This window comes from Microvirga massiliensis, from assembly GCF_001006805.1.
GTDB lineage: Bacteria > Pseudomonadota > Alphaproteobacteria > Rhizobiales > Beijerinckiaceae > Microvirga > Microvirga massiliensis.
On sequence record NZ_LN811368.1, the window covers coordinates 45,010 to 71,112 of the forward strand.

General features: G+C 60.8%; 26 protein-coding genes. 12 read left to right on the forward strand and 14 right to left on the reverse strand.

What is annotated here, in order from left to right:
* Positions 1–268 precede the first annotated feature (268 nt).
* From BN1233_RS37670 to BN1233_RS37710, 8 genes are all read left to right on the forward strand, one after another.
* Complete coding sequence (locus tag BN1233_RS37670; protein ID WP_048710463.1) at positions 269–457, forward strand: hypothetical protein; 189 nt, start codon at positions 269–271, stop codon at positions 455–457.
* Between the two features lie 460 nt (positions 458–917).
* A complete protein-coding gene (locus tag BN1233_RS37680; RefSeq protein ID WP_082145890.1) occupies positions 918–1,640 on the forward strand; it encodes an HD domain-containing protein in 723 nt (240 codons plus the stop codon).
* A gap of 53 nt (positions 1,641–1,693) precedes the next feature.
* A complete protein-coding gene (trxB, locus tag BN1233_RS37685) occupies positions 1,694–2,656 on the forward strand; it encodes a thioredoxin-disulfide reductase (protein WP_046868809.1) in 963 nt (320 codons plus the stop codon).
* Between the two features lie 4 nt (positions 2,657–2,660).
* Complete coding sequence (locus BN1233_RS37690) at positions 2,661–3,134, forward strand: hypothetical protein (protein WP_046868810.1); 474 nt, start codon at positions 2,661–2,663, stop codon at positions 3,132–3,134.
* Between the two features lie 195 nt (positions 3,135–3,329).
* The gene (locus tag BN1233_RS37695; protein ID WP_046868811.1) at positions 3,330–3,551 is read left to right on the forward strand and encodes a UvrB/UvrC motif-containing protein; all 222 of its coding nucleotides are present in this window, start codon (positions 3,330–3,332) and stop codon (positions 3,549–3,551) included.
* Between the two features lie 38 nt (positions 3,552–3,589).
* Positions 3,590–4,120 (forward strand): hypothetical protein, encoded by a 531-nt coding sequence (locus BN1233_RS37700; protein ID WP_046868812.1) that lies wholly within the window; start codon positions 3,590–3,592, stop codon positions 4,118–4,120.
* 379 nt (positions 4,121–4,499) lie between these two features.
* Positions 4,500–4,961 (forward strand): OsmC family protein, encoded by a 462-nt coding sequence (locus tag BN1233_RS37705; RefSeq protein WP_046868881.1) that lies wholly within the window; start codon positions 4,500–4,502, stop codon positions 4,959–4,961.
* Between the two features lie 3 nt (positions 4,962–4,964).
* Positions 4,965–6,596, forward strand: a complete 1,632-nt coding sequence (locus tag BN1233_RS37710; RefSeq protein WP_046868813.1) for a sodium:solute symporter family protein — start codon at positions 4,965–4,967, stop codon at positions 6,594–6,596.
* Between the two features lie 219 nt (positions 6,597–6,815).
* On the opposite strand, the gene BN1233_RS37715 is transcribed toward BN1233_RS37710, so the two are convergent.
* From BN1233_RS37715 to BN1233_RS47830, 3 genes are all read right to left on the reverse strand, one after another.
* Positions 6,816–7,835, reverse strand: a complete 1,020-nt coding sequence (locus BN1233_RS37715) for a purine-nucleoside phosphorylase (protein WP_046868814.1) — start codon at positions 7,833–7,835, stop codon at positions 6,816–6,818.
* Between the two features lie 453 nt (positions 7,836–8,288).
* On the reverse strand, positions 8,289–8,510 hold the full coding sequence (locus BN1233_RS37720; protein ID WP_046868815.1) for a hypothetical protein: 222 nt from the start codon (positions 8,508–8,510) through the stop codon (positions 8,289–8,291).
* Between the two features lie 75 nt (positions 8,511–8,585).
* Complete coding sequence (locus tag BN1233_RS47830) at positions 8,586–9,833, reverse strand: coiled-coil domain-containing protein (protein ID WP_147707765.1); 1,248 nt, start codon at positions 9,831–9,833, stop codon at positions 8,586–8,588.
* 41 nt (positions 9,834–9,874) lie between these two features.
* Between BN1233_RS47830 and BN1233_RS37735 the strand changes: the two genes are divergently transcribed.
* Positions 9,875–10,531, forward strand: coding sequence for a hypothetical protein (locus BN1233_RS37735; RefSeq protein ID WP_046868817.1), 657 nt, complete (start codon positions 9,875–9,877; stop codon positions 10,529–10,531).
* Here BN1233_RS37735 and BN1233_RS45485 read toward each other — a convergent pair.
* The gene (locus tag BN1233_RS45485) at positions 10,524–10,853 is read right to left on the reverse strand and encodes an MliC family protein (protein WP_074078455.1); all 330 of its coding nucleotides are present in this window, start codon (positions 10,851–10,853) and stop codon (positions 10,524–10,526) included. The two genes, BN1233_RS37735 and BN1233_RS45485, sit on opposite strands and share 8 nt — an antisense overlap.
* 44 nt (positions 10,854–10,897) lie before the next feature.
* Positions 10,898–11,842 carry a Tle-like phospholipase domain-containing protein gene (locus BN1233_RS43830; RefSeq protein ID WP_048710454.1) on the reverse strand — a complete coding sequence of 315 codons (945 nt, stop codon included), beginning with the start codon at positions 11,840–11,842 and terminating at the stop codon, positions 10,898–10,900.
* A 409-nt stretch (positions 11,843–12,251) separates the two neighbouring features.
* On the opposite strand from BN1233_RS43830, the gene BN1233_RS37745 reads away from it, so the two are divergent.
* From BN1233_RS37745 to BN1233_RS37755, 3 genes are all read left to right on the forward strand, one after another.
* Entirely contained in the window at positions 12,252–12,533 is a 282-nt protein-coding gene (locus BN1233_RS37745; protein ID WP_046868818.1) for a hypothetical protein, read from the forward strand.
* A 444-nt stretch (positions 12,534–12,977) separates the two neighbouring features.
* Positions 12,978–14,021 carry a hypothetical protein gene (locus tag BN1233_RS37750; protein ID WP_046868819.1) on the forward strand — a complete coding sequence of 348 codons (1,044 nt, stop codon included), beginning with the start codon at positions 12,978–12,980 and terminating at the stop codon, positions 14,019–14,021.
* 383 nt (positions 14,022–14,404) lie between these two features.
* Positions 14,405–14,776: a hypothetical protein gene (locus BN1233_RS37755; RefSeq protein WP_052764106.1), complete on the forward strand. Its 372-nt coding sequence runs from the start codon at positions 14,405–14,407 to the stop codon at positions 14,774–14,776.
* 216 nt (positions 14,777–14,992) lie between these two features.
* On the opposite strand, the gene BN1233_RS37760 is transcribed toward BN1233_RS37755, so the two are convergent.
* From BN1233_RS37760 to BN1233_RS37800, 9 genes are all read right to left on the reverse strand, one after another.
* Positions 14,993–15,733 carry a class I SAM-dependent methyltransferase gene (locus tag BN1233_RS37760; protein ID WP_046868820.1) on the reverse strand — a complete coding sequence of 247 codons (741 nt, stop codon included), beginning with the start codon at positions 15,731–15,733 and terminating at the stop codon, positions 14,993–14,995.
* 83 nt (positions 15,734–15,816) lie between these two features.
* Positions 15,817–16,332 carry a winged helix-turn-helix domain-containing protein gene (locus BN1233_RS37765; RefSeq protein ID WP_046868821.1) on the reverse strand — a complete coding sequence of 172 codons (516 nt, stop codon included), beginning with the start codon at positions 16,330–16,332 and terminating at the stop codon, positions 15,817–15,819.
* Between the two features lie 59 nt (positions 16,333–16,391).
* A complete protein-coding gene (locus BN1233_RS37770) occupies positions 16,392–17,093 on the reverse strand; it encodes a protein phosphatase CheZ (RefSeq protein ID WP_082145894.1) in 702 nt (233 codons plus the stop codon).
* A 19-nt stretch (positions 17,094–17,112) separates the two neighbouring features.
* Positions 17,113–17,496 (reverse strand): response regulator, encoded by a 384-nt coding sequence (locus BN1233_RS37775; protein ID WP_074078456.1) that lies wholly within the window; start codon positions 17,494–17,496, stop codon positions 17,113–17,115.
* Positions 17,497–17,549: 53 nt separating this feature from the next.
* A complete protein-coding gene (locus tag BN1233_RS37780; RefSeq protein WP_425311786.1) occupies positions 17,550–18,041 on the reverse strand; it encodes a chemotaxis protein CheW in 492 nt (163 codons plus the stop codon).
* Positions 18,041–20,809: a hybrid sensor histidine kinase/response regulator gene (locus BN1233_RS37785; RefSeq protein WP_046868823.1), complete on the reverse strand. Its 2,769-nt coding sequence runs from the start codon at positions 20,807–20,809 to the stop codon at positions 18,041–18,043. Before BN1233_RS37785 ends, BN1233_RS37780 begins: the two co-directional genes overlap by 1 nt.
* Positions 20,810–20,881: 72 nt before the next feature.
* Positions 20,882–22,954 (reverse strand): methyl-accepting chemotaxis protein, encoded by a 2,073-nt coding sequence (locus tag BN1233_RS37790; protein ID WP_046868824.1) that lies wholly within the window; start codon positions 22,952–22,954, stop codon positions 20,882–20,884.
* Positions 22,955–23,047: 93 nt separating this feature from the next.
* A complete protein-coding gene (locus tag BN1233_RS50730; RefSeq protein WP_280139494.1) occupies positions 23,048–24,697 on the reverse strand; it encodes a methyl-accepting chemotaxis protein in 1,650 nt (549 codons plus the stop codon).
* Between the two features lie 359 nt (positions 24,698–25,056).
* Positions 25,057–25,734, reverse strand: coding sequence for a response regulator transcription factor (locus tag BN1233_RS37800; RefSeq protein ID WP_046868826.1), 678 nt, complete (start codon positions 25,732–25,734; stop codon positions 25,057–25,059).
* Between the last annotated feature and the right edge of the window lie 369 nt (positions 25,735–26,103).

The window sequence follows — 26,103 nt, forward strand, 5'->3', positions numbered from 1 at the left end:
CTATATCGACCCAATGGCCAAGGTTCAAGAGATGTTTTGTGCGGCTGTCGCCACATGCGCCCATCCATCCTCTCCCTGAAGGAAGAGGGCTTTCGGCGCAATTTAGGCTAAGCTTGTCCATGCCGGCAAATTCCTGAAGCCCTGCAAAAACATCCTAATCAACTCAACCTATTCGGATGGCCGCTCCGGATTTTATTTCACGGCAGGGAACACGGTCCTGACATTTAGTGGCTTCGGATCGCAGCAAATCAACGAGGGCCCGGATCGCGTGACGCAGCCGGTCGATATGATTATCACCTCGGCCAGCGGCAGATCGGCAAAATATCGGGCGGTCGGCACGTGCCGCTTCGGCAACCCATACAAGGGCCGAACCAAAATCGAATGTTCGGCCACCGCGCCGGTCGGCCAGTTCGAAGTGGTCTTCGTGACGGATGGCACTCCTCCCGACCTTCGGTAGCCGCTGGAACAAAATTCCAGAAACCCGGGGAGGACACTCCACAAACAGGGTGCCCTCCCCCAACGGAGCGTCCCACATGCGTGTCATGACGGCCATGACACCCATAATACGCCTGGCCCGGGGCCGTCCAATTTTCCTCGCGAAACCCAAGACCTTCCCCATGAGCTCGGATGCCCTCCTCAATGCCGCCAAGCCGTTCGTTGAGCTAAATCGCGAGCTCGAAAAGCTCTATTCGGATCATCCCGATCACTCGATCCTTTTTGGGTGCGGCAGCGCTCATACAGGCAGGAGCAGTCGCGGATCCCATCCGGCCAGAACCTGACACTCGCTCTCTGAGGTCTTCCCCGCGACAGTCGTCTCATACCCCTTTTGCGGTTATCGTCCGACAGCTCGCCACCTCAGTGTGAGATGCGCCTGAAAAGATACTTCATCGGGACCGAGGCCCCACCAAAGATCGTCCATGCCAAACTCTCTCGCGATAGCTGCCCACCCAGTCTCGAACGATCCAACCGTCCCTGGCGAGATTCCCGTCTGGGCCGCCGCGTTCTCGCCCTATGAGCACATCGTTGCCTTAACCCAGAAGCTCACCGGCTCCGCCGATTCGGCTCACGACGAAAGCCATCTCATCCGGGTGTGGACCAACGCAAAACGTATCGCCATGGACGAAGGAGGCGATCTCGAGATCCTGGCCACCGCAACTCTCCTGCATGACTGCGTCGCTGTCGAAAAGAACTCCCCGCTGCGCTCCCAGGCGTCCCGTATGGCCGCCGCTGCGGCCCGCGACCTTCTTCTCGAGGTGGGGTGGAGCGAGGAGCGGATCCAGGCCGTTGCTCATGCGATCGAGGCCCACAGCTTCTCGGCCCGGATCGCCCCGACGACAACCGAGGCCCGCATCCTTCAAGACGCCGATCGCCTCGACGCGCTCGGCGCCATTGGCATTGCCCGCCTGTTCATGGTCAGCGGCCGCCTTGATCGACCAATCTACGATCTTGCCGACCCCATGGCGGAAAACCGCCCACTCGATGAAACGCGTTTCGCTCTCGATCACTTCTGGACCAAGCTTCTGGGCTTACCCGAAACGTTCCAGACCAGACTCGGCCGTGAGCTCGCGGCCGTCCGCGCCGAACGAATTTCAAAATTTATTTTGGATCTCAAGCACGAGATCGGGGCAGAAGCGCTCTGAAAAAACGCTTCTGCGCCTCCAAAAATATCGAATGACCATCTCGAGAGATAACGATGTCCACGAAGCATGCCAAGGTCCTCGTTATCGGATCAGGGCCGGCCGGTCATACCGCCGCCATCTACGCCGCTCGCGCGATGCTCGAGCCTATCCTCGTCACCGGAATACAGACAGGCGGCCAGCTTACGATCACGACCGATGTCGAAAATTTCCGGGGGTTCGCTGAAGCCGTCCAGGGTCCGTGGCTCGTCGAGCAAATGCGGCTCCAGGCTGAAAATGTCGGCACTCGGATCGTCTACGATTATATCAACCAGGTCGACCTCAGCCGGCGCCCCTTCCGGCTCTTTGCCGACAGCGGGGATATTTTCACCTGCGACGCTCTGATCATCGCCACAGGGGCCCAGGCGAAATGGCTCGGCCTGCCCGAGGAGGAGCGCTGGAGATCGGCCGGACTGTCAGCTTGCGCGACCTGTGATGGGTTCTTCTATCGCAACAAGCCCGTGCTCGTGGTCGGTGGCGGCAACACTGCTGTCGAGGAAGCGCTCTATCTTGCCAACCTCGCCAGCAAGGTGACGCTGGTGCATCGGCGCGACACTCTCCGAGCCGAAAAAATCCTGCAGGATCGCCTCTTCAAGAACCCGAAGATTGAGGTCGTTTGGAATACGGCTGTCGAAGAGATCCTCGGCAAGAGCGATCCGGCCGCCGTGACCGGAGCACGCGTTCGCAACGTCATCACAGGTGAAGTCTCCGAACTGAGCGCCGACGGGATCTTCGTCGCGATCGGCCACAAGCCGGCATCCGACCTTTTCCGCGGCCAGCTGGAGCTCACGGACACGGGCTATATCAGAGTCGCTCCGGGCACGGTCGAAACAAGTCGACCCCTTGTTTTCGCTTGCGGGGATTGTGCGGACGACCGCTATAAGCAGGCAGTGACGGCCGCCGGAATGGGCTGCATGGCAGCACTCGACGCCGAGCGTGCCCTCGCCGCGCTCGAAACCGTTTCATTGGCTGCAGAGTAAGACTATGACCGAACCGGGCAGTTTCCGCATCAATCGCGAGACCGCATGGCTCGGCGTCACATGGCCTGAGCCCTCGAGAGCATTCGACCTGACGCCGCAGATCTGGGAGCGTTTCAATCGGCTCAACGGTCGTCTGCGCCAAGCCAGCTTTACGGTCGGCCGAGACGAAACGATCCACCGCAACCACCGGCCGATCTCAAAATACCACACGGCTGGGCGGCACGGGGACCTTCAGTTCGTCGCCGAAGTCTACCCGGTCGGCTGCCGATTCGAGTTTTACCAGACCCTCGTCAGCGAACATCCTAACGGCGGCCGTTACGATTTCCGCAAATTCAGGCTCATGCCGTATCTGGTCAGGAAACGCTTCGAGCTCACGCTCCGGCAGCTTCGAGAACTCCTACTCGAGTGGGGGTTCGTAGAGACCGTCGACATTACGAGCCCGAATCCTGACCCGCTCGCTTATTTCAATAATCGGTGAGACGGCGAGCACGAGAAGCGGAAGGGGATCCATCGCTTCGATCGCGATGAGAGCGGGTGGCCAAGCGTTAAAGAGCTGAAGTCCTGGGATCGTCGCGACTCCGATGGCGTAATTCTCCATCACGGCGACACCCGCTACTACCGTGACCACAAGGGTTATCTCAAGCGCGGCGGCATATACGGCGGCATCAACGGGATGTGGCTCTTCGTTTACGGTCCGGAGCCATTGGGCTACCATCAGGTCTCGGCCCGTGATCTCTTTACCCTCGATGGCAACACGATCCGCTCTCGCCAGCATCCCAGGGCCGCAACCCGCCTGCAAGCAGAGCTCGACAAAGCGGTCAAAGCTCAGAATTTCGAGCGAGCCATCATCCTTCGCGACTTACTCAAAGCCAGGCAACAGCCTCTCGCGGCGTAAGGGCCTGATGGCAAACTTCTGTTACGCAAAGCTTTCTCATGATTGAACTCACGCTGACGCCGGCCCAGCACCGAGCCTGCCGGAATGCAATCTCGCTTGCTCTCGACCTGGCGGAATGCCGCTTCGATGCGATCCTGCGCGTCGAATACGCAGCCGAATCTCTGGACTCGGCTTTCAGCCACGAGACCTTCGGTCAACGGATGAACGCCGCTGCCCGGATCTTCTCGGCAACCCATTCGGCCTACGCTCCAAATTTGAAGCAAGGACAGATACTCCGTGCGTTTCGGACAATCTTTGAGACGCACCTGGATGGCGCACCCGTTCGACTCGACGATGATCAAGCCCACGCCCTGAGGGAAGCTCTCGAGCTCCTCAGCCGGGTGCACCTCGGCCAGTTCCACTTTGCGATCGAAGGGCGAGCGATCCGCGCCAGACCGGAAGGGGCCGAGCTCTATCACGCTTGGCTCAACCGGTGCGCCGGATCGCTAGGGATTCACAATCCAAAGGTCAGCGAAGAAGCCAGCATCACATGGGACCTCTATCAGGTCATTCGGCACCACTACGCCTAGCTTCGAAACTCGCAAGGTGACGTCTCCGGCGAGTTCGATACGCCGGCGGAAACCGGCAGGGAACCGCTCCCTGCAATGGTCCGGGCTGCCGAGTCGTAATACTGCACGCTTCGAGCCCCATTGAGCTAGCACTGTATAGGCAAGGGTTCGTGGACCCGTTCCCTTGATCCCACACCGCGCGGTCCAATATACATGAAATTTTAGTTATTATTCTCCTATAGACATCTATTAACGGGAAAAGCATAAAGGCCTCTACAGAGGACCTCTCACTCCCGAAGCGGTCCTCCATTTCTCAATCGAAGGCGTGCTGCGGCTCGACCTATCTTGATGATCCGGAGCCGGATCGAGATCGCGCCCGCCTAAGAACCGGATGGTTCGCATGAGCGCTGAAGCGTTGCCGCAATTGAAGACCGTCAGAGCGCTTGGAACTTGGAAGGGTCGCTTCCGCACGGATCAGGCAGTGCGGGATTTCGGCTTTACGATCGCCGAACCGGAGAAGCTCGGTGGACAGAACGAGGCGCCCACACCGATGGAATATGTCGTCGGTGCGCTGAATGGATGTCTGGGCGTCGTCATCGAGTTGGTAGCTCAGGAGCAGCGGCTCCAACTCGATAGGTTGGAGATCAGCAGCGCCGGCATAGTAGACCAGCGCGGGCTGTTCGGCTCAGCCAACGTGTCTCCTCACTTCCAGTCCGTCGAGGTCAATGTCGAGATGGCGACCGACGCCGATGAGGCTCAGCTCGCCGCGTTCCAGGAGACGGTCCTGAAGCGTTGTCCCGTCTACAACTTGATCCGGGACAGCGGCGCCGAGATCACCGTGAACTGGAAGAAGGCAGGCTGATCCATGGATGCTTACGGACAGTGGGTGATCGGGCTCGCAGTCGCCTATACGGGGATCCTGATTGCCGCAGGACGAATCGCGAAGCGACGAGCGGCCAAGGGAGCCGACGGGTTTTTCGTCGGCAGTCGTAACTTCTCACCGCTGCTCGTTGCATTCTGTATCACGGGACTGTTTTCCGGCTCGACCTTTATCGCGGTCCTCGAACTCAGTTACCTCAAGGGTATATCGGCAGCTTGGTACGGGGTCGCGGAGACGCTTCAGGTCGCGTTAATCGCACTCATTCTCGTCAAGCCATTCCGCGAGCGCGCGCTCGTGACGATTTCTGGTCTGATTGGCGATCATTACGGTCGCTCGGCCCGCGCGATCGCGGGCGCGATCACCGCCTTCGCCTTCCCGATGTGGTCGGTGGCGACGGCGCTGGCCTTCGCGTCGGCCGTCCATGTCTCGACCGGGATCCCCATGCTGGGGTCGCTCGTGATCACGGCGGTTCTGCTCCTTGCGTATCTCCAGGGCGGCGGCATGTGGTCGATCGCCTTGACGCAGAGCATCAACTGCATCGTTCTTCTGGTGATGCTCGTCCTCGGAATCGTGGCGGTTTTCGTAGGTCCGGGCCTCCGGGGGCTCGGTGATCTGGCACGGTCACATCCCGAGATGTACGACGCGACGAACGTTGGCATGACCCAGATCGCAGCGTGGTTCGGCACCTTTATTGTCAACGTGCCACTCGCGCAGGCGGCGTTTCAGATGGCGGTCTCCTGCCGCACGCCCGAAGAGGGCCAGCGCGGGCTTTACCTGGCGTGCTGGATGGGGGTGCCCTTCGTAATCGTAGCCGCGCTCCTGGGCTTGGCGGCTGCCTCTGCGCTTCCAGGCGATACGCGCGGCCTGATTGCTGTCCCGCACTTCATGCAATCCGTGCTGCCCGCCCCCCTGGTCGGCCTGTTCTTCCTCGGCATTTGGGCCTGTGCGCTCGGCTGGGCGGCTCCCTGCCAGTTCTCGGGGGCGACCTCGCTCGGGCGGGACGTGATGACAGCGATACGCCCGCACGCCAGCGGAGCTGATGTCGTTCGGTATACGAAATGGGCTCTCGTCCTCCTCACCGGTCTCATGATTCTGTTCGGTGTGCTTCGCTCCGAACAGTCGGCATGGTGGAACATTCTCGCGTGGACGGCGCGCAATTCTGCGACCTTTGCCCCCGTACTGGCCGTGCTGTTGTGGCAAGGGGCCACCCGCTCGGCAGCCGTGACCTCCATGGTCGTCGGATTCGCGGTCGGAATGCTCTGGTATCAACTCAGCGGTTGGGGGATTGCGAACTTCCTGTATGGCATCCATCCGGTCTGGCTCGGCATGAGCGCTAACATCGTGGTTCTCGTGCTTGTCTCGTTGCTGACTACTCCGACAGGCTGGGACTTGTCGCTGGGGACGTTGCGCCAGATTGCCTGGTTCTTGCTCGCCAGCGGTTTAGGCCTTGCGGTTGTCACTTACGCCACGTTCAGCGCGCTCCAGCCGACAGGACTTCTCGGCTTGTTCGTCTTTCTGGCCGCTCTCAGCCTGTCTGTCGGTCTCATGTTGCTGCTGAGGCCGCGCGAGGAACCAGCGCCGCTGGCAGAAGGGACCGTCCCTGCCTCTCCGTCGTGAATGAGTCTGCGGGTAACCGCAGTTCCCAGATCGACCTCGGTAGGCCGGTGTCTCGATGAGACCGATGGTCCTATCTCCAGATCAGCGTTCCAGCGCATGTGCGGCTAATGGCAGGTAGCGAGCGAATGGCGGCGGCTAGGTCGCCATTCCGAGTGCACGCCAGGCCTTCGGCACTGTCCGCCTCATCGCGTTAATCAAGGCACGCTCCTATGCTACGACCTACGGATTGGGCAGCGGGGGGACGCCGGCCCTCCACTCGGACCAATGAGCTACGATGTGGTCCACCATCCGGCTGCCCACGGTGGCTATGTTGTCGACCGTCTCGGCGAAACCACCGGCCGTCTGACCCGGGGCGGGATCGAGATGCTGGAGCGTGGTCTCGTTCGGATTGCCTTGATCGAAATTCACCGCTCCTCGCAGGCTAAGGAGCCGGCGGTCTCCCAGCGACCGCTGGATTACCTGGGCGATGGCAGCCGCCTCCATCTCCGTGATGAGATAGTCGTCGGCGCCATAAAGCTTGGCGATATACTGCGCCTGGGCTGACATGCCCGGCCCGTGGAAGAAAGTGTCGCCCGTCATGTGGGTGCCAGTCTTCACTGAAGGTGCCTGCCGAGCAGCGTGCTGCGGGTAGCGCATGCGATACGACCGCGCAGACTCGGAATCCTTCAGGTTGGTCTTGCCCGTCAGGTGCATCGCCCACCCAACCAGATCGGCGTTGAGCGGGAACACCCGCACCTTTTCATAGCCTTTGCGAGGCATGAAGGTCGGGGCGCCGGGCTCTCCCTCCTCCGGAGCCCAGCGGTGGCCGAGATCGTAATCAACGAGCCAGGTCGCCCAGCTGACATCGGCAATTGTCCCACGCTCGGGCGGCGTTCCGGCAACCCCGCTGATGATGAAGTAGGTCTCCGACATGTCGAACTGCGGGTTCAGGATGATCGCCTGAACCGAAGAGGACGACGCGACCTTGCCCATGCCCAGGACAGAGCCGCAGACTCCGTCATCGTTGCAGTAGACTGGGTTGAGGGCACCTCTGACGGTGATTGGTTTGCTCTGGGTGAAGTAGCGCTCGTACCAATGCTGAAACTCGCCGGCTCGGTCTCCGGTATTCTGACCGATTTCGAACATCGAGCCGATGAATACCTTCACCTTCACGGGCTCATCGGCACAAGCCGGCATCGCCATCAACGCGGGGAACGAGATCACTAAGGCCACGGTTGTAGCAAGCTTGCGAATTGCCATCAGGCAGTCCTCCTGGAACGACGCCGCAGAGACGCGCGATCCCTAACATAAAGCAAGAACCTAGCATCCGCCGAATCAGTGAAAGACCTCCGCCAACTTCCTCGCAAGCAGGACCCGAGAAGTCGACGACAGTTGGCTGCAATCCCGGGGCACTACGGCTCCGACTGGAAACGAGACCTCCACGCCGGAAAGCATGACCACGGGGACCCAATCTAGCCGGCCGGCATCGTCAATCTTGATACGCAAATAGGCCTCGGCAAGGAAACGCTTTCCACGGTCTTCCAGATTGCCGACGCTCGACCGAAAGTACTCTGCCGGGCTTCTAGACTCAATGCGTTCAACCTGGGACTATCAAACGGTGAGCCGGCAAGGACTTGGTGCACTCCAACTCTAGACGGCCGTGGGGACATGGCTTCCACTGCCCGGTACCCACGGCTCCACCCCATCACCTGTTTAGTAGGGTCGTCCTTGCGGCTGGAACCGCACGTAATAATCTCCCATCGAGTTCTTCTCTAACAGGGTACGAAAACGCTGCTTCCGACCATTATTGAGCCGCACGATGAAGACGCAGTGAAGCTCACCTTCATCGGCGTCGAACAATTCGGTCGCCACGTGCACGAGATCAACAGCTGTTTGGACTCCGTTCTCCTGAGCCGTCAAATTGAACTGGCTCAAGATGATACGCCAGATCTCCGTGTTTGCGCATTCGTCATTTGAAGACTTTTGTGCCGGAGCCACAGGCGACGTCTGTTAAGGCTGTGGTGTGGGGGTTGTCGCATTCTGCTCCGCCTGCAGTCTCGCCGTCTCCGCGAGTTCCAGCTTTCTCCGTTGGTCCTCTGCCTCGGTGGCTCGCCGGATCTCAGCTAGCTTTTCCTCTGCGGCCTTCTTCTCCTGTTGAGCACGTTCATTCTCGGCCTTGAGTTCAGCCAAGCGGCGCTCCTCAGACTCAGCTTGGCGAGCCATCGCTACGGCTGCCTCGCGGTCGCGCCGCGTTTGCTCCTCGATCTCCCTCGCGCGTCGTGCAGAGACCAACCGTTCCTCGGCCAGCTGTCGGGCAAGCCGAGCCTGGTCTGCTTCTTTCTGGGCCTCTGATAGCCTGTTCTGCTCGAGCTCGGCTCGGCGTGCGGTCTCCTCGGCAACTCTCCTGTCCCGCTGAGCCTGTTCAACCGCTCTCTGAGCATTCGCCTCCGCGAGAGCAATTTGCGCCTGCTCTTGCACTGCCCGCTGAGCCAATTGCCGTCGTGCTTGGCTAACGATTTGGGCAAGATCGCGCTCGATCCGACGCGCTAATTGATCTGTGACCTCGGCTTCATTGGGCCCCGGGCGAACACCCCTCTGAGCTACCGCTTCGGTGAGCTCCCTTTCACAGTCCCGGTAGGCATTCCCCGCAGTGGCAATATCCTCGTCCGTCCACTCTTCGGCAGGCTTACCAAGGGGAGCCGCCGATTTCTGCTTATCCCAACGCCAAAAAGTAGGATCGAGTGTATGGCGATGCAGACCGCAGCCCCCGTTTGCCTGGACATAGACTTCGATCCAGTTAGGCCGGCCGCCGTTTTCCACAACGCCAAACGGTTTAGCGGGAGCGAGATTTGGTTCCTCCACGCGCCCTCCCCCAAACCAGGATGGAGGCTGCATGTTCGGCGTGTAGAAGTTAGGACCGAATTGCTTGGCCGGATCGGCAGCGACATCACTTGTCACGACGGCGAACAAACTCACGAAGGCTGCCCCAAAGGCAGGGAACTTACCGACGGTATCGACGTTCGGTTCTTCTACGACCGCCCGGACATCTCCGAGACGCCGTTCGCTTACAAGTCGGCTGATATTGTCCGTGCTCAGATCGAACGCTACGGGCTCGCCGATGTTGTTGGTCTGATCGAACCGCTCGGCTGCATTATGGCTGGCGACTACGACAAGCCGTGGATGAACAGAAAGAGAGCGGCTCCCGCCTGAAGGCAGCCACTGTCCTCTCCGGTACGACAACTCGATGCGGCCGATCACTGAGGCCGCTCACCTGATTGCTTCACCCCATAGGTTTCGGGATGACTGCCTTCAAAACCATCTCTGGCCCCGTCAGCCCTGCGCAGCTCGCCATGGCGGGATATGGCGCCCCGGATCCGCGGCGCGGCAACACGTATGCCCTCACAATGGCAACGTATACAATCTCCTCCCAATATTCCGGGATGCAGGCCGTGGTCCGCGAGAATGCCGTCCCCGCGAAAGGCGAGGAGCAGCGTTATGCTCGCCCGGTTTACTCGTGCAGCGAACCGGTTCCCGTCGATACCTTTGCGTTCGACATGATCCGGAGAGCGTCGGCCTCGGCGGATGGAAACGGCTTTTTCGGCTTCTATAACGCCCGCAGCGCCAAGCATCACGACGGCACGGCACACCAGTATTCCAGCGAGGCCGCGCATGCGATCCTCGCTCTGGAGGGCCTCAACATAGTTCCTGAGGACCTCGTGGCCGTGGCCCTCCTTGGCCAGCGGGCCCAGGAGTGCCTGAAACCCGCCCGCGATCCCGCGAGGCTGAAGGCTACAGGCACCGAAGCCCTCGCCCGACTCATCGCCCGCGTCGTCCTCAACAGCGGAGAGACCGACGCAGCCGTGCTAGGGGCCCTCGACCAGATCCTTTCCCAAACCCGTCGCTTGGTCGAGGAAACCCTCTCGAGCTCGGATCCCAAAACGACGCAGCTTAGTTAGGCATGGCGTCGCAAGCGGTAGCCGAACCACCGAGCGTCAGTCGCGCCCCGTTGCCTTTGATCCAAAACTCGGTTCCATCGCTCGCATAGCGGCCGCCATCCGCCGAGAGCACTTGAGGCAAGGTGATTTCGGTGCGCAGTCCTGCAATGGACAAACGTACTGATCCCGGTCCGGCGCCTAGAGGGGAGAAGATCGCCGTCAGGGATCTGCCATCCGCGCAGGAATATCGAACTTCCGTCGCAGAAGCACGTCCCGCAAGAAGCGAAAGTGAAATGACGCTGATGATACGGAGTAAAACCTTTGGCGTCGTATCGAGAGGCAGTGAGGACGCTGCCCCTCATAGCTCCTTCACGCAAGCGATGCGGGTCAGGTCCACAGATCAGCACCGTGAACCCGGGCAACGTGGTCAAACCAACCACTGGCCATGGTGCCGGCGCCCATGAGGGAATCCAGCGCGTTCTCGTAAGCATGGGGCAGGTGGTACTTGTCGACTGCATCAGCCAACAAGGCGAGCCCTCCCAATTTCTCAGAAATGGTGTTGTCCGGGGCGAGAAGACTATTGGCGGCATTCAGTTGCAGTGCACCCAGTAACGAACCGATAAATTTTACGTCGCCGAAATGGATGATGTCGTCGCTGAAGAGGATGTTGCTCAATCGGTTCGGCGGGTCCGCACTGTAGTTCCCGACAGGGTCGCCATACACCACGTAGTTCGTCACTTCCGGTGTGCTGCCGTCCGGGATCGCAGAAGCCGCAATCCCGGGAGCACCGAAGGTCAGGCCGTCAAGGTCGAGTTGCGCGGCTACATATTGTGCTTCGGCTCCGCCAAGGGAGTGGCCCGTCACATGAACGTCTTCTTTTGAGATCCCCCGCGCCTCTGCGGCCTCGATGACATCTTTCGTGAAGTTGAGGGCATCCGTATACGCATCCGGGACCTGACCGCGGTAGACCTGGGCATCCGCGGCGAGTTGAGCCGCCACAAATACAGGGTTGGTCTTGAAGAGGTCACTGGAGGGGTCGGTCCCCTCGAAGGCGACGACGATCTGATCTGCCTGACCGGGACCGTCGACTTGCAGCGCGGCACCGTAAAAGCCCGAGTTCTCGTTGAAGCCCTCCTCCACAAGCGTGAAGGGGGATGGAGGCAGCTCAGTGAGGTGGTGGTAGGTCCATTGCGCGGCATGAAAGAAATCCACCGCAGTAAGGCCCGCGGTTCCGACAACGTCCTGTTGACCTGAGAGGTTGAAGAACTCCTCCAAGGTGAAGCCGCCTGCGTGTTGGACCTGCAAAGCGCTGAACGGGGACAGGGTATCCATAGGCGCCGCTCCAGATTGACCGGGCCCACCAGCTGCAGCGGTCGATCCGCCCTCTCTTGAGCTGTAGGGCCCGCACCGGGACTCCCCCACGCAGGCATTCTTCATCCCGCGCGTGGCAAAAGTGCGACCGGGGCCCCAGCGACCGCTCCGGGCCGGAACTCTGGATGTCAGCGCGGCCGATCTCCTAACGACCCTCTATTAGGACGACATCCTCAGGGCCGATGGCGTCCAGTGGCACAACCCGAACAGATGTCCGCACCTACCATGCGCGCCATGCGTCGCTCTTCGATACAAGATCAAAGATCAGCGATTCACACGCTCTTGATCCGTGATCAGACGCCAACCGACTGGCATAGCCCGGTGATCCGCGCCGGTCTGATCGCTGCCCCACACTAGCAAGGAACTCCCTTTGACCGCCGATGTCGTTCCTCTATTTCGCGCTGCAACACCTGCCGACGCGGAAGCCCGCACCAACGATGCTATCGACACGGCGGTGGTCCTCGGCTGGGCCAGCGCGACCCTTGCTGCGCACAAGCAGGCCGGTGATTTCGAGGGCGATCATGAGGATCAAATCTGGTATCTCCTTGGCTCGCTGATCGTCCTGTGTCGATTCAAGGGCGTTGATTTCGACGCAATTGTTGCCAGTGCCAAAAAGGAACTCGCCGGCGTCGAGGTCGACCAGACGAGCTAACGGCTCGCAGTCATCACCGCAGCGCACCCAAGAGGAACCGCACCGCAACTCATGGCGGGCACCAGCCCGACCAAGAAGTTGGGTGTTCCGTCCCCGAGGATCATGCCGGACTGCCAGGCGGATGCGGTGTTCGCTTCTCGGCAACTGATTTCTTGGAATAAAGTTGCTCAAACGTCGGATTTGTTGAAATTTCCCGCCCTCCTGCCGAGACCTACTAATCTCGAGCATCTCCTGCCAAGCGCGACGAACGCCCCATATCGCTTGGTTCTGTCTGCGCCCGAGCAGCCAGTGGCATGCCACACAATTGCTCCAAATTGGCCACCGTGCTAGTTGTGCCGTAACGGCAACCATTTTGCTGGAGCAAATTACAAGAAACGGATTTCTGAAACAGGAACTATTGCCATGACGCCAAAAAATCGTGGACGCCCAGCAAAAATAACAGATATGACGCTGGGCAGTCGGGTCTTAAGCCTCGCGCGACAGTGGAAGCGAGGGAACTATGTCAGCGTTCGGGCCCTCGAGCTGGCCCATACTCTCCTGGACGAGCCGGACTTCGACGCCGCCCTGGAGCAGAGGATCGACGATATCTACGAGGCCATTGGCGCCGACTCGGTCGCCCCCTTCACGAGTTGGCTGCGTAACTGCGCCAGCATGGTTCTGAGCGAGCGGAATGACGACACCGGGCAGAGCCTCATCATGGTCAACTACCTGTTCGTGGTCCCCGTCGAAGGTCCTCCGGACGAAGTCGAGGGCCTCTTGGGTTCCGATGATGCAGTCAACATCCTGACCGAATCGTTCAAGATGGCCCATGTGATTGCCCCGGGAGAAGCCCTCAAGATCTGCAATCACCCTCTCCGCGTCACCGATCTCGCTATGGCCCTGCCCGGGCAGATCCGCACGCTATGTCGCTGCGCCATCAGTCCAGATCCAGCGGAACACCAACCGGGATACGACGTTCTCGAGTCGATCAAGGCCAAATCCGATGCCTTGGCTGATTTGGATGATCAGGAGCCTGTTGGCCAACGGGCCTTCATCGGCATCAGTATCCTCTCGGACCCGGACGGGCCTGACGAGGCGGTCCACACAGGGCCGAACTCGTCTAACCGCTTCGTTCCTTGGTACGAAGAGATCAACAGCCGACTCGGCAGCCTCGATACCATTATTCAGCACCCACTGTCGTGGAACAAGGCCATGGGGCGGATGACGTCCACCCACATCCAGAGGGCCTTCGAGACCGAGGCGAGCTTGAAGGACCGCAACTTTACGTCCATCGAAGGGCGCGTCTTGCACATCGCGCCGGACTCCCGCGGGCGTCTCGTGATGGCTCTCGAACGCGACCACGACATCCTGGGACCCGTTTCCGTGCCGGCCATCCTCGCTGCCAGGAGCGGCGACGCCATTATGTCCTGCCTCGAAAGCCTTGCTCTTGAAGTTCGAGAGCACGACGACGCCCGCGCGCTTCCACTCCGCGGACGTGGACTTCACTGATCCAGCGTTAGACCGCTGTTCCCAGATACTCACTGCGGCGCAGCCGCCCAATCTCGGCTGCAGCACAGGCAGAAACGAGATTCACTATCCGGTCTGCCTCGAATGCCCTGCCGCCCTGATCCCGGCGGGCCATTCCCATTACGAAGGTGCCTCCCGTAGGAGCAACGGCCTTCAGGCCGAATGGCGGCTTTCCTCGATCGACTGCGCCTCTGGTCCCGGGACCGGCGGCCGTGCGAACTTTCTTAACGCCACGCTGCACCGTTGGGTCAGCTGATTTTCATTTAGAAAAATCACTCCGAGCGAGACAAGATTTTTCTCAAAGACCGGTTTCAAGGACCACTACGGCCATCACCAAACTCGATTTTCGGCTATAAACTTTTCACGTGACGCCCATTCTTCTGGACGAGGTCGAACTCGTCGACGCGCCGACCCGCACAGGCGAACGACAGTTCTTTGAGGGGATTTGGGCCCAATCCGAGGCCGAATGTGACGACGAAGAGGGCCCCAACTCACGGACACTGATCGACATGCGCAGCAAGAAGACCGGTCCGCCCTTCGACCAGTATGAGAACCACTGCCGGATCACGACCGTCGATGGCGGCCCTACCGGCGCAACATTGAAACTATCATGCCACGAATTCTGGGGAGACTTCGAGAAGAAGCGAGATGCCACCCTCACTTCTATTCGCATCACACCACGCAGTGCGCAAAGCATCCGAATTGACGGTAAACCATTTGTGCGCTGCCTGAGGTAGAACCGAACGATCAACGGTTTCCGACGAAACAACCCGGGTGCGCAGCGGACGCCTATATAGGTATTTCACGCGCCCGGCCCTGATCGCACTGACCTTAGGTTCAGAACCCATAACTGACCAAAAGCGTTCGATGACTGCTCCCTGTGTCGGTCGTAGATCTTGAAGTAGCAGTCGATCGTGAGCCGCCCGTGTTATGTGGCACGACCGGATTGACGCTTAACGCGTTTCTGTCTTTCGAGCGGAGACTAGAAGCATCATCGGTCGCTCAAGCTCTTCGGCCAGTTCCGGCGCCTGCTCGATTTGTTCGCGCGTTGGGGCGAATTCCTCGACCCGGCGCACCTTGAAGTCCGCATCGATCAGGGTGTTGAGCGTCGTGCCGAGAGTCCGATGATATTTCAGCACTCCCTTCGCGAACCAATCCGTGCGCCGCTCGCCCTCGACCGAATAGCCGTTGACCGGCCAGGTCTTGCGGCCGTCTTCATCGGCGATCCAATGCGGATGGGCCGCCGCCATGAAGATCGGATGCTCGGCCGTAAAGACCAGATCTCCCCCGGAAACCAGCGTCTTGTGGATCATGCGCGTGAGGCGCCGGAAATCCTCGACATAGTGAAACGTTAGGGCACTGTAGACGAGCTCGAAAGCCGCCTCGGGCAGTTCCAGCATCTCGAGATCCGCGATCCGATATTCAATGGCGGGGTCTGAGCTATCGGCCTTGGCGCGGGCGATCATGTTATGCGACAGATCGAGGCCAAGCACTGAGACCGCGCCCTGTGTGCGCATCCAGCGCGAGGCCCAGCCGAAGCCGCAGCCCAGATCGGCCACGCGCTTGCCCGTTAGCGCAGGCAACATAGCCCGGACTGCCGGCCATTCGGGTGCGCCGTCCAGCCCATGCACCTGCCGCGGTAACTGGCTGTAGCCAGAGAAGAAATCGGGATTGTCGTAGATATTCTGTGCCATGTTTATCTCCGTAATAACGGGAAGACGAGGCACGGTTCAGAGGCGAAAGACGTCATCCGTGAGGGCGAGGCCAGGGTTGGCGATCAGAAGCGTGCGGTGCTCCCGGCGCGCCTTTTTTTGAGCGCGACCCGGTCCCGCTTGGGCCAGACTGCGATCACCAGCTCATCGCGCTCACGGGCTTGGGTGGCGGGGCGCGGCACGCTAAACCCATGCGCCTTGAGGGGCCGCTCCAGATAGCGCAGATGATAGTGAACCTGAAACTCCCGCTCGATCAGGGTGGCAATGCGCTTGAGGGTCCAACGCTCGCTGGCAAAACCCGCCGCCATGGCGCCCCGGTCCAGGAGCCGACCCAGACGCGCCCAGGCCTTCTCATCAAGCCGGGGCGCTCGTCCTGTTCTGGCTCGGGCGGCCAATCCGGGCCGGCCCTGCTGAGCCAGAGTAGCAGCCCAACGAGAGACACTGGCGCGGCTGACCCCCAACTGGCGGGCAATCTCGGCTTGGGAGAACCGTCCCTGCCGCAACAGCCCCGCGGCCGCCAGACGACGCTCCTCCATCTGCTCCAGCGTCAGATGCGCCGGACGCCAAACGTTGTCCTCCATCGCGCACCTCCTCACGATGATCGACACCGCCCTATGTTACACCCTCTGCGTGAAGATCATTAATTGAACAGGGCGTCGATCGCGTCCTGTGACGTCACACCGGCGTCCGTCGCGAGCGAGGGACCGTTGAGCAGCGCCTTGTCGCCAACTCGGTCGGGAGCCTCGAGCATCGGAACATCCTTGAAGCTCTCCAGTCCGCCCCAGATCTGAATCATCTGGCCGACACGCTCCTCGACGAAGCGCATCGCCGTGACGACCTTCTCGATCCGCTGACCAGTGATGTCCTGGAAATTGCAGGCCTCGAAGATGCTGATCACGTGATCGGAAATTTCGCGAACGTAATCCTTATCACCGCCGGCTAACCGCGCTGCCAGGTTTCCAGCCAGTTCCTCGATGCGCTCGGCCGAGGCGAGGATCGTGTTCGTCGCCGTCTCGGTTCCCATCACGATCGCCCCGAGCTCGTCGGTCACGCGGGCCATCTCCTGGCCCTTCGCCCCTGCATAGTGCAGCGTCGCGATCTCCAGCTTCGTGCGCTGGATCGCCTCGGAAATAGAGTCGAGCTCCACCTTCAAGCGGAGCGCTTCCTGCATGTCCCGCCGGTGCTCCTCGATCAGGGAGGCCGACACCTCTCGTGCCGGGGCAAGACTCTCTTTGATGACGCTCAGCGCGCTCATGATTTCGAGGTGCCGCTCAACGGCCTCTCCGTCGGCGATCGGTACGGCCCGACGGCCCTCAATGCGATACATTCTCTGTGGTTTCATGATCTTACCGGGGGAGAACTCACTCACCAAAGACGGTGCTGATCTTCGATCGCAGGGTTTCCGCGTTGAAGGGTTTGACGATGTAGTTGTTCACGCCGGCCTTCTTGGCTGCAATGACGTTCTCGGTCTTGGCCTCGGCCGTGACCATGATGAACGGAAGCGCGTTCAAATCGGAATCAGCCCGCACCTGCTGGAGCAGTTCATACCCGGTCATGGGCGCCATGTTCCAGTCCGAGATAACGAGCCCGTATTTCTTTTCCTTCAGCTTTGCCAGAGCCGCGGCGCCATCGGACGCGTCGTCGACATCGTTGAAGCCGATTTGCTTGAGCAGGTTGCGGAGAATTCTCACCATCGTCTGATAATCGTCGACAACGAGAATCGGAGTAGAAAGATCAAAGTTCACGGTGTTATGTCCCAATTTGTCATGAGAAATTTGTTCGCGGTATTATATCGCGGCTATGCGGCTTCGCGCTCCGTTTCAAACGTAAGAACTGCGTCAACGTCAAGAATAATCAGGAGCTTGTCTTGGAGCTGATGCACACCTTGTGACAACCCAACCCAGCGGCTGTCCATGTGGACCGGATTGGGCTGCATCGCATCGGGGTCAAGCTTGAGCACTTCACCCACCTCGTCGACGAGAAGGCCATAGGCCTCCCCGCCATGCTCCAGTCCGACGGCCATTCTCCGCTCGGTCGAATCGGGATCCGTGAGGCCGAGCCGCCGGCGCAGCGAGACCGCCGTCACCACACGGCCGCGGAGATTCAAGAGGCCCGCAATTTCGGGCAGGGCCAATGGCACGGTGGTCATTTCGCTCACGACGAAAACGTCATGAACCTGGTTGATCGGCAGCCCGAGCATCTGGCCGGCGACCGTGACGGTGACGAATTCAGCCGCTCTCGAAAATCCGATGGTCCGGCCGGGAGTGTTCATATTTGCGGGTTTCATCATCATGCAGCCTTTCCGAGGTTTGGCCCCAGTTCCGCGAGTGCCGAGAGAAGGCCGCGGCGGTCGACCTTCGAAATCATGTCCGTGACGTTGAGCTTGTGCGCCAGCGCGATCTGCTCAGAATCCTCCGACACGGTCAGGCCGATGACCGGCATAGCGCTGTGACCATTACCGCGAAGGGCGGCAACCAGATCGAGGCCGGAATGATCCGGCAGCTCGAGCGCCGTCACCACAACGTCGACCTTCAGGCCTCCGGCGAGCTGAGTCAGGGCGTCCTGGGCACCCGACGCGGCATGAACGCGGTAACCGGACGCTTTGAGGACCGGAGCCAGCATGTCCCGGAAGAAGGGCGAGCTGTCGACCAGAAGCAGCGTTTTTGTTCCGACCTCCTTCGAGGCGGAGCGGCCCCATGAGGCGCCGATCATCGACAGATAATGGGCGACATTGACGAGTTCGGTAGTCGTACCGCGGATGACGGCGGACCCCACCAGATCGGACCTGTCTGCGACGAATTCGATATTCAGCTTGTCCTCGACGATATCCACGATTCTCGCCACGGCGAGCCCCATGGTCATGTCCCCGTCGGAGAACACCAGGAGCGACTGCATTCCCTCCCGCTTGATCGACAGGGCGTCGTCACAGGGCACCAGAGGCATCAGGCGACCGCGGTACTGAACGACCGGGCGACCCGCAGTCCACTCGATCGTGGACGCGTCGATCTCTTCGAGGCGGGTCACGAGCGAGAGTGGCACGGCCTTCAGGCTCTCGGCTCCGCCGCGGAAGACAAGAAGCGTCGTCGCCTCGTCCTCCACCACGCTTGCGGGTTCGAGCACGGCATCGCCTTCGGACCTGTCATCGCCGACTCCCGAACCGACCATGCGGGCCAGCCCATTGGGATCGATGATCAGAACGACAGCCCCATCACCGAGGATCGTGTTCCCCGAGAACAACTGGATGTGGCGCAACTTCGACGACATCGGCTTCACCACGATTTCCTCGGTGTGAAACACGCCGTCGACCAGGATGCCAAAGCGCTGCTTTCCGACATGGGTGACCACCACGAAGCCTTCGTTGATCTCCTCATCACCCCCGAGACCCAAGATCTTGGAGAGTGGCACGATCGGCAGCAGACGGTCCCGCAGGCGGAGCACGGGCGTGCCGTTGATGCGTTCAATGGACTGCTCCGATCCGGCGCTGACCCGGACCAGTTCCTGAACCGCAATCTGCGGGATGGCGAAGCGCTGGTCGTGAGATGCCACGATCAGCGCAGCGACGATCGCAAGCGTCAGGGGAATCTTGATCGTGAATGTGGTGCCTCGCCCCTGCTCGGAACGGATGTCCACGGTCCCGCCGATCAGCTCGATATTGGTCCTCACCACGTCCATGCCGACGCCGCGGCCGGATACGGAGGTGACCACTTGGGCAGTCGAGAAACCGGGATGAAAAATGAACTTGGCGACCTGCGCCTCGCTCATGCGTTCGACCTCGGCCTCGGACGCGATCCCGCGATCGACCACCTTCCGGCGGATGGCCGCGTAGTTGAGCCCCTTGCCGTCATCCGAGATCTCGATCGTGATCGAGCCTCCCTCGTGATAGGCATTGAGGCGGACCGTGCCTTTCTCGGGCTTGCCCGCGGCTCTCCGCTCCTCCGGGCTCTCGATGCCATGGTCGGCCGAGTTCCGCACCATGTGGGTGAGCGGGTCCTTGATCAACTCGAGCACCTGCCGGTCGAGCTCGGTATCGGCTCCCTGCATCACGAGTTCGATCTTCTTCGACAGTTCGGTCGACAGGTCACGAATGACCCGCGGTAGTTTCTGCCATGCATTGCCGATCGGCTGCATCCGGGTTTTCATCACCCCTTCCTGCAGTTCGGCGGTCACCTGCGACAGGCGCTGCAGGGGAACCTTGTAGCCGTTGTCGTCTGCGTTGCGGCGCGCGATCTCCAGGAGCTGGTTGCGCGTCAGCACCAGCTCGGACACCATCATCATGAGGTGTTCGAGCGTCTCGACGCTCACGCGGATGGTCTGGGCTTTGCCGGCATGCGACTCGCCGCCCTCGCCGCCTTCGGGAGCATCAACGGACTTCCTCTCGGCAGCTGCCACCGGAGGCTTCGTGGAGGCCGGAAATGGCGCCCTGGGCGCATCGGGGCCCGGTGCCTCCCGGAACGCGCGCTCCAACTCGTCCAGCGATACCTCACCGGGCTTCAGGGCCCGCTCCAGGACCTGATAGCTCAGAGTGCCGGTCGTGGACACGGCGTCCGGGCCTGGGGCTTCCTGGAAGGCCCGCTCGAGTTCGTCGAGGGAGACTTCGCCGGGCTTCAGATCCCGCTCCAGAACCTGGTGCACCAGCATCCCGACAGTCGTCGTCGCCTGCGTCTCCGGGATGGCCACAGCAGGCTCTTCGGACGCCATCTTGTCCAAGGCGTCGATCAGATCGGCATCGGTGCCGTCCGGCTCGGAGCCGGTGCGTTCGAGCTCGGCCAGGATCTCCTTGATCCGGTCGAGGGTCGCCAGGATCAGCGACACCGCCGCGGTGGTCACCGGCATGCCGTCGCGGAACTTGCCCATCAGGGTTTCCGCCGCATGCGCCAGAGCCTCGAGGCGCGGCAGGCCCAGGAACCCGCAGGTTCCCTTGATGGTATGAACGAGCCGAAAAATGTTGCTGAGGATCGCCTGGTTATTCGGATCCTGCTCGAACCGGACCAGCTCGACATCGACCGTTTCGAGGTGCTCGTTTGTCTCGGTCAAAAACTCAACCAGAAGGTCATCCATTGTCTTTATCCAACTCTCGCGGGCCGCATGATGGTGGGCGCGCCATCATCCGCGCGCCCGGAGGATCTACGCTCAGGCGGCTTTGACACCGGTCAGGAACCGCTCGACCTCCTGGCCGAGGCCCGTCGAATTACGGGCGAGTTCCTGGGCCGCGTTGAGAACCTGCGAGGCGGCGGCACCCGTTTCGCTTGCGCCGGCCTTGACGTCCGCGATGTTCCCGGTCACCTGCTCGGTGCCGCGGGCGGCCTCCTGGACGTTTCTCGAGATCTCGCTCGTGGCGGCGCCCTGCTCTTCCATGGCCGCGGCGATCACGGTCGAAATGCGCGACATTTCCGTGATCGTCTTGACGATGCTCTGAATGGCCCGGACGGCTTCCTGCGTTGCGTCCTGGATGGCGCCGATCTGGGCTCCGATCTCGTCGGTGGCCTTGCTGGTCTGGCTGGCGAGATCCTTGACCTCGGATGCCACGACGGCAAATCCCTTTCCGGCCTCGCCGGCTCGTGCGGCTTCGATCGTGGCGTTTAGGGCCAGCAGGTTCGTCTGGCTCGCGATGTTCTGGATGAGATGGATGACCGTTCCGATCTTCTCGGCCGTCTCCGACAGAGTCTGGACGGTGGCGTCGGTCCGCTTCGCGTCGTCCACGGCCTGGTTGGCGATGCGGGAGGAATCCGCCACCTGGCTCGCGATCTCCCGGATCGAGATGGAGAGTTCCTCGGTCGCGGCCGCCACAGTCTGCACGTTAGCCGAGGTCTGCTCCGCGGCCGAAGCCACGTTGACGGTCTGGTCGTTGGTCTGATCCGCCACCGCCGTCATCGAGGCAGCCGTGGCTTCCATCTCGGTCGCCGAGGCCGACAGGGACTGCGTCAGGACCGAGACGCTGGCCTCGAACTGCCGTGTCAGTTGCTCGAGGACCTGCGCCCGGCGCGCCTTGGCCTCAGCCTCGAGGGTGGCAGCTTCGTCCGCCTCCTTCTTGGCGATAAGCGCGTCCTTGAAGATCTGGACCGCACCGGCCATCGCGCCGATCTCGTCCTTGCGCTCGATGTCGGTGACCGCGACGCTCGTATCCCCTTGAGCAAGGGTCTTCATCGTGCCGGTCATGCGAACAATCGGGAGCGAGAGCGAGCGCGCGGAGAACCATGCTCCGATGAGCGCCAGGAGGAGAAAGCCCATACCCATCACCAGCATGAACGTCCGCGCGTCCAGCGCCCCTGCAACCATGGCGTTGCTCGGAACGGAGACCGACAGAACCCAATGGTCGGTCACGCCGGGGAACGGGACCTTGATCACGGCCCGGTAGACGTCTGCTCCCGTCGCATCCTTCACGACCGTGTCGGCGATGCCATCCGCTCCCACGCGCGCGAGGAGATCGGTGGTGATCTTGTCGTCAACCGGCTTGCTGACGAGATCGGCGTCAGTGTTGGCGAGCCACCGATTTCCGGTTCCGATCAGGCCCACGGTTCCGGCACCAAAGGGCTTCAGCGTCCCGATGACGTCGGAGATTTCCGTCAAGGCCATATCGGCCGTAATGACCCCGATCGGCTTATTGTGGCGGTGCACGACTGCGGCCACCGTGGACATCCGCACATCCTTGCCATTCACGGGAACCACGACGGCGGGACTGATCACGGTGCGGTTTTCACGGAGAGTCTTTGTGTACCACTCCGCGATCGCGGCCTGATCGGCCATCGAGGTGATTTCAAGGGCGACCTCGTGTTCCGTCTTCCAGAAGAAATACGGAGCAAAACGTCCGGTCGCATCGGAGTATTTGTGGGTCTTGAACTCGTCGTCCCTGCCGTCGACGGCATTCGGCTCGAAGACCAGCGTCATGCCGAGGAGGTTCGGCTGACCCGCAACGGTCTTGGCCACGACCTCTCCGATCTGGTCGCGATCAGGGTTGCCGCCGGAAGCAAGGACCTCGATGGCCGCTGCCGAGACGGTAGCGGCCGAAACCGCGCGCCCGAACTCAGCCTGAACCTCACCCTTGTATTGACGCAGGAGGCTACGAGCGGCTTCGGTCGCGTCCGTCCGGCTCGAGTCCATCATGACCTGAGAGCCGACGAACGTCAGCGTCGCGCAGGCCGCCACAAATCCCACGCCCGCCTGAAGCAGGACGCGGCTTCGAATTGACCGCAATGTGAGTGCCATTTGAAAAAGTCCACAGCCCGGTAGGGCAGATTGTTGAATCAAGTGTCGGGCGAGGAACCGGGCGTCGGGTTCGCCAACGCCCGGAATGCATCGTCAGGCCGCCTTCACGCCCGTCAGGAAGTTGCCGACCTCGTCACCGAGGTCGGACGAGTGGCGGGCCAGCTCCTGAGCCGCGCTGAGCACCTGCGAGGCGGCCGCTCCGGTCTCACCGGCGCCCTGACGCACGTCGGTGATGTTTCCGGTGACCTGCTCCGTGCCCTTCGCGGCCTCTTGGACGTTGCGGGCGATCTCGGAGGTGGCAGCGCCCTGCTCTTCCATCGCGGCAGCGATCGAGATCGAGATTTGGGACATCTCGGCGATCGTCGCCGCGATCTGCTGGATCGCCTCCACGGCCTGGTTCGTGGCCGTCTGAACAGATCCGACCTGCGCGGAGATCTCGTCGGTGGCCTTCGAGGTCTGGTTGGCAAGCTCCTTGACCTCGGAGGCGACCACCGCGAAGCCCTTGCCGGCCTCACCCGCGCGGGCCGCTTCGATCGTGGCGTTGAGAGCTAGAAGGTTGGTCTGACCCGCGATGTTGTTGATCAGGGCAATGACGTTGCCGATCTTCTCGGCGGACGTCGACAGCATCTGCACCATCTCGTTCGTGCGTTGGGCGTCGGCAACGGCCTTCTCGGCAATCTGGGATGACTTCGACACCTGGCCCGCAATCTCGCGGATGGAGATCGAGAGTTCCTCGGTCGCAGCCGCCACCGTCTGTACGTTGGCCGAGGTCTGCTCGGCCGCACTGGCCGCCGTCACGGTCTGGTGGTTAGTCCGATCGGCCACGTTGGTCATCGATTGGGCCGTGGCTTCCATTTCGGTGGCCGCGGAAGCAAGGCCGCTGGTCAAAGCCGAGACGTTCGCCTCAAACCGCTTGGTCAGGTCGTCGAGCTGCTGAGCACGGCGGATCTTGGCCTCGTTCTCGGCTTCCTGGGCAGCCGCCACGCGGCGGGCCTCGATCGCATTGTCCTTGAAGACCTGAAGGGCACGCGCCAGGGCTCCGACCTCGTCATTGCGCTCAGCGCCGTTCACCTCGACCGTCAAATCACCTTCCGCGAGGCGACCCATGGCACCCGTCATGGCAGTGAGCGGGCGCACGATCCCGAAGATCGAGATCGCCCCGATCATCCCGAGGGCCGCGAGAATACCAACAACGGCGGACACCAATAGAGACGAGACCGTGGCTGCCGCCAGCTCGGCGTCATCAACCTTGGCCTTCTCGAGATCCGCTCTGTTGGCAGTGATACGGTCTTTGAACGCGTCACGGAGGGACATCCGAAGATCGCGGGCCGTGCCATTGGAAATCTGCAGAGCCGCCTGGTCCTCACCCTTGAGCCCAAGCGCGATGCTCTTATCGGTCTCGGCGAAATACCTCTGGATAAGATCCTTCAGCTTTTCATTGGCAGCGCGGCGCTCCGGCGAGGGCGCAAGACGGACAAGCTCGTCGGCGTGTTCAAGCGCCATCTTCTTATATTGCTCATAAACCGCATAGGCGCTCTTCCGCCGCTCGAGGTCGCTTGCACTGGTGAGCAGAAGGTTTTTTTCCTGCGTCGAGGCTTCGTTCACCTCGGCGTTGGCCGACAGCGCAGCCGTGAGACGCGTTGCATCGATGTCGACCAGCGACTTCGAATTGTCCGCCAGTGTGTCGAGGCCGGACTTTGCAAAAAAGATGAGGCCCACCGAGACCGCAACGAAGACCATCATGGGGATGGCCAACTTGGTTATGAGACGGAGATTATTGAGAAAACGCACCCTAAGCCCCTTCGTTTGGGATGATTGATATTGGCCAGCGGCCTGAACGAATTTCCTGATCAGGGCGATCCAGGCCGCCGCCCGGGAAAAATCGACCTGCTGCGCGCTGCAGGATTACAAAATTGGCAGTCCGATTTAATTGATCTGCCGCAAAACACACCGTGCACGAAAAGCCGAGCGAGAAAGATCTCGCCGCGGTGTTTGACGAGAAGCTTTTTCTACAGCCCTCTCTGGAATTCCCGAAACCGGGCTTGGCTTGTGCCAAAAAGGGTGGAATAAATCCTCTACGGGAAAATACCTAAGGCGCAGGTTCAGGCGTGCGCGCCCACGTAGGAATAGCCCAGGAAGCGCTTGGCGTTGATGGGATCATAGCCGAGGCGCTGGCGGAGCTTCTTGCGGAGCTTGCTGACGTGCCCCTCGATGACGCTCTCTTCCACGTCCTCCTTGTAGAGCCCGTAGATGGCGTTGTAGATCTGGGTCTTGTTCACGCGGCGGCCCTGGTTGCGGACCAGATACTCGAGGATTTGAAGCTCTCGCCGGGGAATGTTGAAAGCGACGCCATCGATTTCAGCGTCGCGGCCATCGTAGAAAACCTGGATGCGATCGGTGTTCGCCTGAGGCTTGTGGCCGTTGACCCGGCGCCAGATCGCTTCCGAGCGGGCCAGAATCTCGCGGACGTGAACGGGCTTGCGGACCACGTCATCGAACTTGGCGGTGAAGAGTTCGAGCGTCTCTTCAAGAGAGCGGACGTCACTCAGCGCAATAATCGGTGCCTTGGAGCACCTACGGATGCTCTCGGCGCATCGCAGACGCTCATCGAAATCGCCCAGCAGGAAGCCCTCAATTGCGTCGAGGTCGGTTTCCGTCGCCGTCTCCAGCCATTCGTGAAATTCACCGGAAAACAGCCCCAGAGATGAGACCCCTTCCCGCTTGAAACTCGCGACGTATCCCGATGTAACCATCTGCCGCTCGTCTACGACAATATACATTAATCAAAGCCCCTGCCTAAATGCAATCTAAGCGCTGTTATGTTTTCTCGGGCCTGCCGCCCAAAATTGCTTCGTGAGCCTCCGGGACCGGAGCGCGCTCGCCATGGGCGTCGTATATCGGCCGGAAAATACTGGCGCAATATCAAGTTTGGCCAAACGCCATGATCTATGCGCGTTTTGAGACGCTATTTTGTTTCTGTCGCATGACTTCTTTGCTTTTAAATCCTGCGCGCCACTTGAAATCGCTTATTCTATCATGCTGAAAAATCAGAGCTTTCTGCAGGTCGCCCTGCGCGAGTGGGAATGCCATATTCTCGGCGCGCCGCGAATTGGGGAAAAATGCGTAGCGCCCTCCGTAATCCTACCTAG

Bases quoted from the DNA above. Each gene is read 5' to 3' on its own strand.
- BN1233_RS37680 (WP_082145890.1), top strand. From the start codon at position 918: ATGCCAAACTCTCTCGCGATAGCTGCCCACCCAGTCTCGAACGATCCA.
- trxB (WP_046868809.1), top strand. From the start codon at position 1,694: ATGTCCACGAAGCATGCCAAGGTCCTCGTTATCGGATCAGGGCCGGCC.
- BN1233_RS37690 (WP_046868810.1), top strand. From the start codon at position 2,661: ATGACCGAACCGGGCAGTTTCCGCATCAATCGCGAGACCGCATGGCTC.
- BN1233_RS37695 (WP_046868811.1), top strand. From the start codon at position 3,330: ATGTGGCTCTTCGTTTACGGTCCGGAGCCATTGGGCTACCATCAGGTC.
- BN1233_RS37700 (WP_046868812.1), top strand. From the start codon at position 3,590: ATGATTGAACTCACGCTGACGCCGGCCCAGCACCGAGCCTGCCGGAAT.
- BN1233_RS37705 (WP_046868881.1), top strand. From the start codon at position 4,500: ATGAGCGCTGAAGCGTTGCCGCAATTGAAGACCGTCAGAGCGCTTGGA.
- BN1233_RS37710 (WP_046868813.1), top strand. From the start codon at position 4,965: ATGGATGCTTACGGACAGTGGGTGATCGGGCTCGCAGTCGCCTATACG.
- BN1233_RS37715 (WP_046868814.1), bottom strand. From the start codon at position 7,835: ATGGCAATTCGCAAGCTTGCTACAACCGTGGCCTTAGTGATCTCGTTC.
- BN1233_RS37735 (WP_046868817.1), top strand. From the start codon at position 9,875: ATGACTGCCTTCAAAACCATCTCTGGCCCCGTCAGCCCTGCGCAGCTC.
- BN1233_RS43830 (WP_048710454.1), bottom strand. From the start codon at position 11,842: ATGGATACCCTGTCCCCGTTCAGCGCTTTGCAGGTCCAACACGCAGGC.
- BN1233_RS37750 (WP_046868819.1), top strand. From the start codon at position 12,978: ATGACGCTGGGCAGTCGGGTCTTAAGCCTCGCGCGACAGTGGAAGCGA.
- BN1233_RS37760 (WP_046868820.1), bottom strand. From the start codon at position 15,733: ATGGCACAGAATATCTACGACAATCCCGATTTCTTCTCTGGCTACAGC.
- BN1233_RS37765 (WP_046868821.1), bottom strand. From the start codon at position 16,332: ATGGAGGACAACGTTTGGCGTCCGGCGCATCTGACGCTGGAGCAGATG.
- BN1233_RS37770 (WP_082145894.1), bottom strand. From the start codon at position 17,093: ATGAAACCACAGAGAATGTATCGCATTGAGGGCCGTCGGGCCGTACCG.
- BN1233_RS37780 (WP_425311786.1), bottom strand. From the start codon at position 18,041: ATGATGAAACCCGCAAATATGAACACTCCCGGCCGGACCATCGGATTT.
- BN1233_RS37785 (WP_046868823.1), bottom strand. From the start codon at position 20,809: ATGGATGACCTTCTGGTTGAGTTTTTGACCGAGACAAACGAGCACCTC.
- BN1233_RS37790 (WP_046868824.1), bottom strand. From the start codon at position 22,954: ATGGCACTCACATTGCGGTCAATTCGAAGCCGCGTCCTGCTTCAGGCG.
- BN1233_RS50730 (WP_280139494.1), bottom strand. From the start codon at position 24,697: ATGATGGTCTTCGTTGCGGTCTCGGTGGGCCTCATCTTTTTTGCAAAG.
- BN1233_RS37800 (WP_046868826.1), bottom strand. From the start codon at position 25,734: ATGTATATTGTCGTAGACGAGCGGCAGATGGTTACATCGGGATACGTC.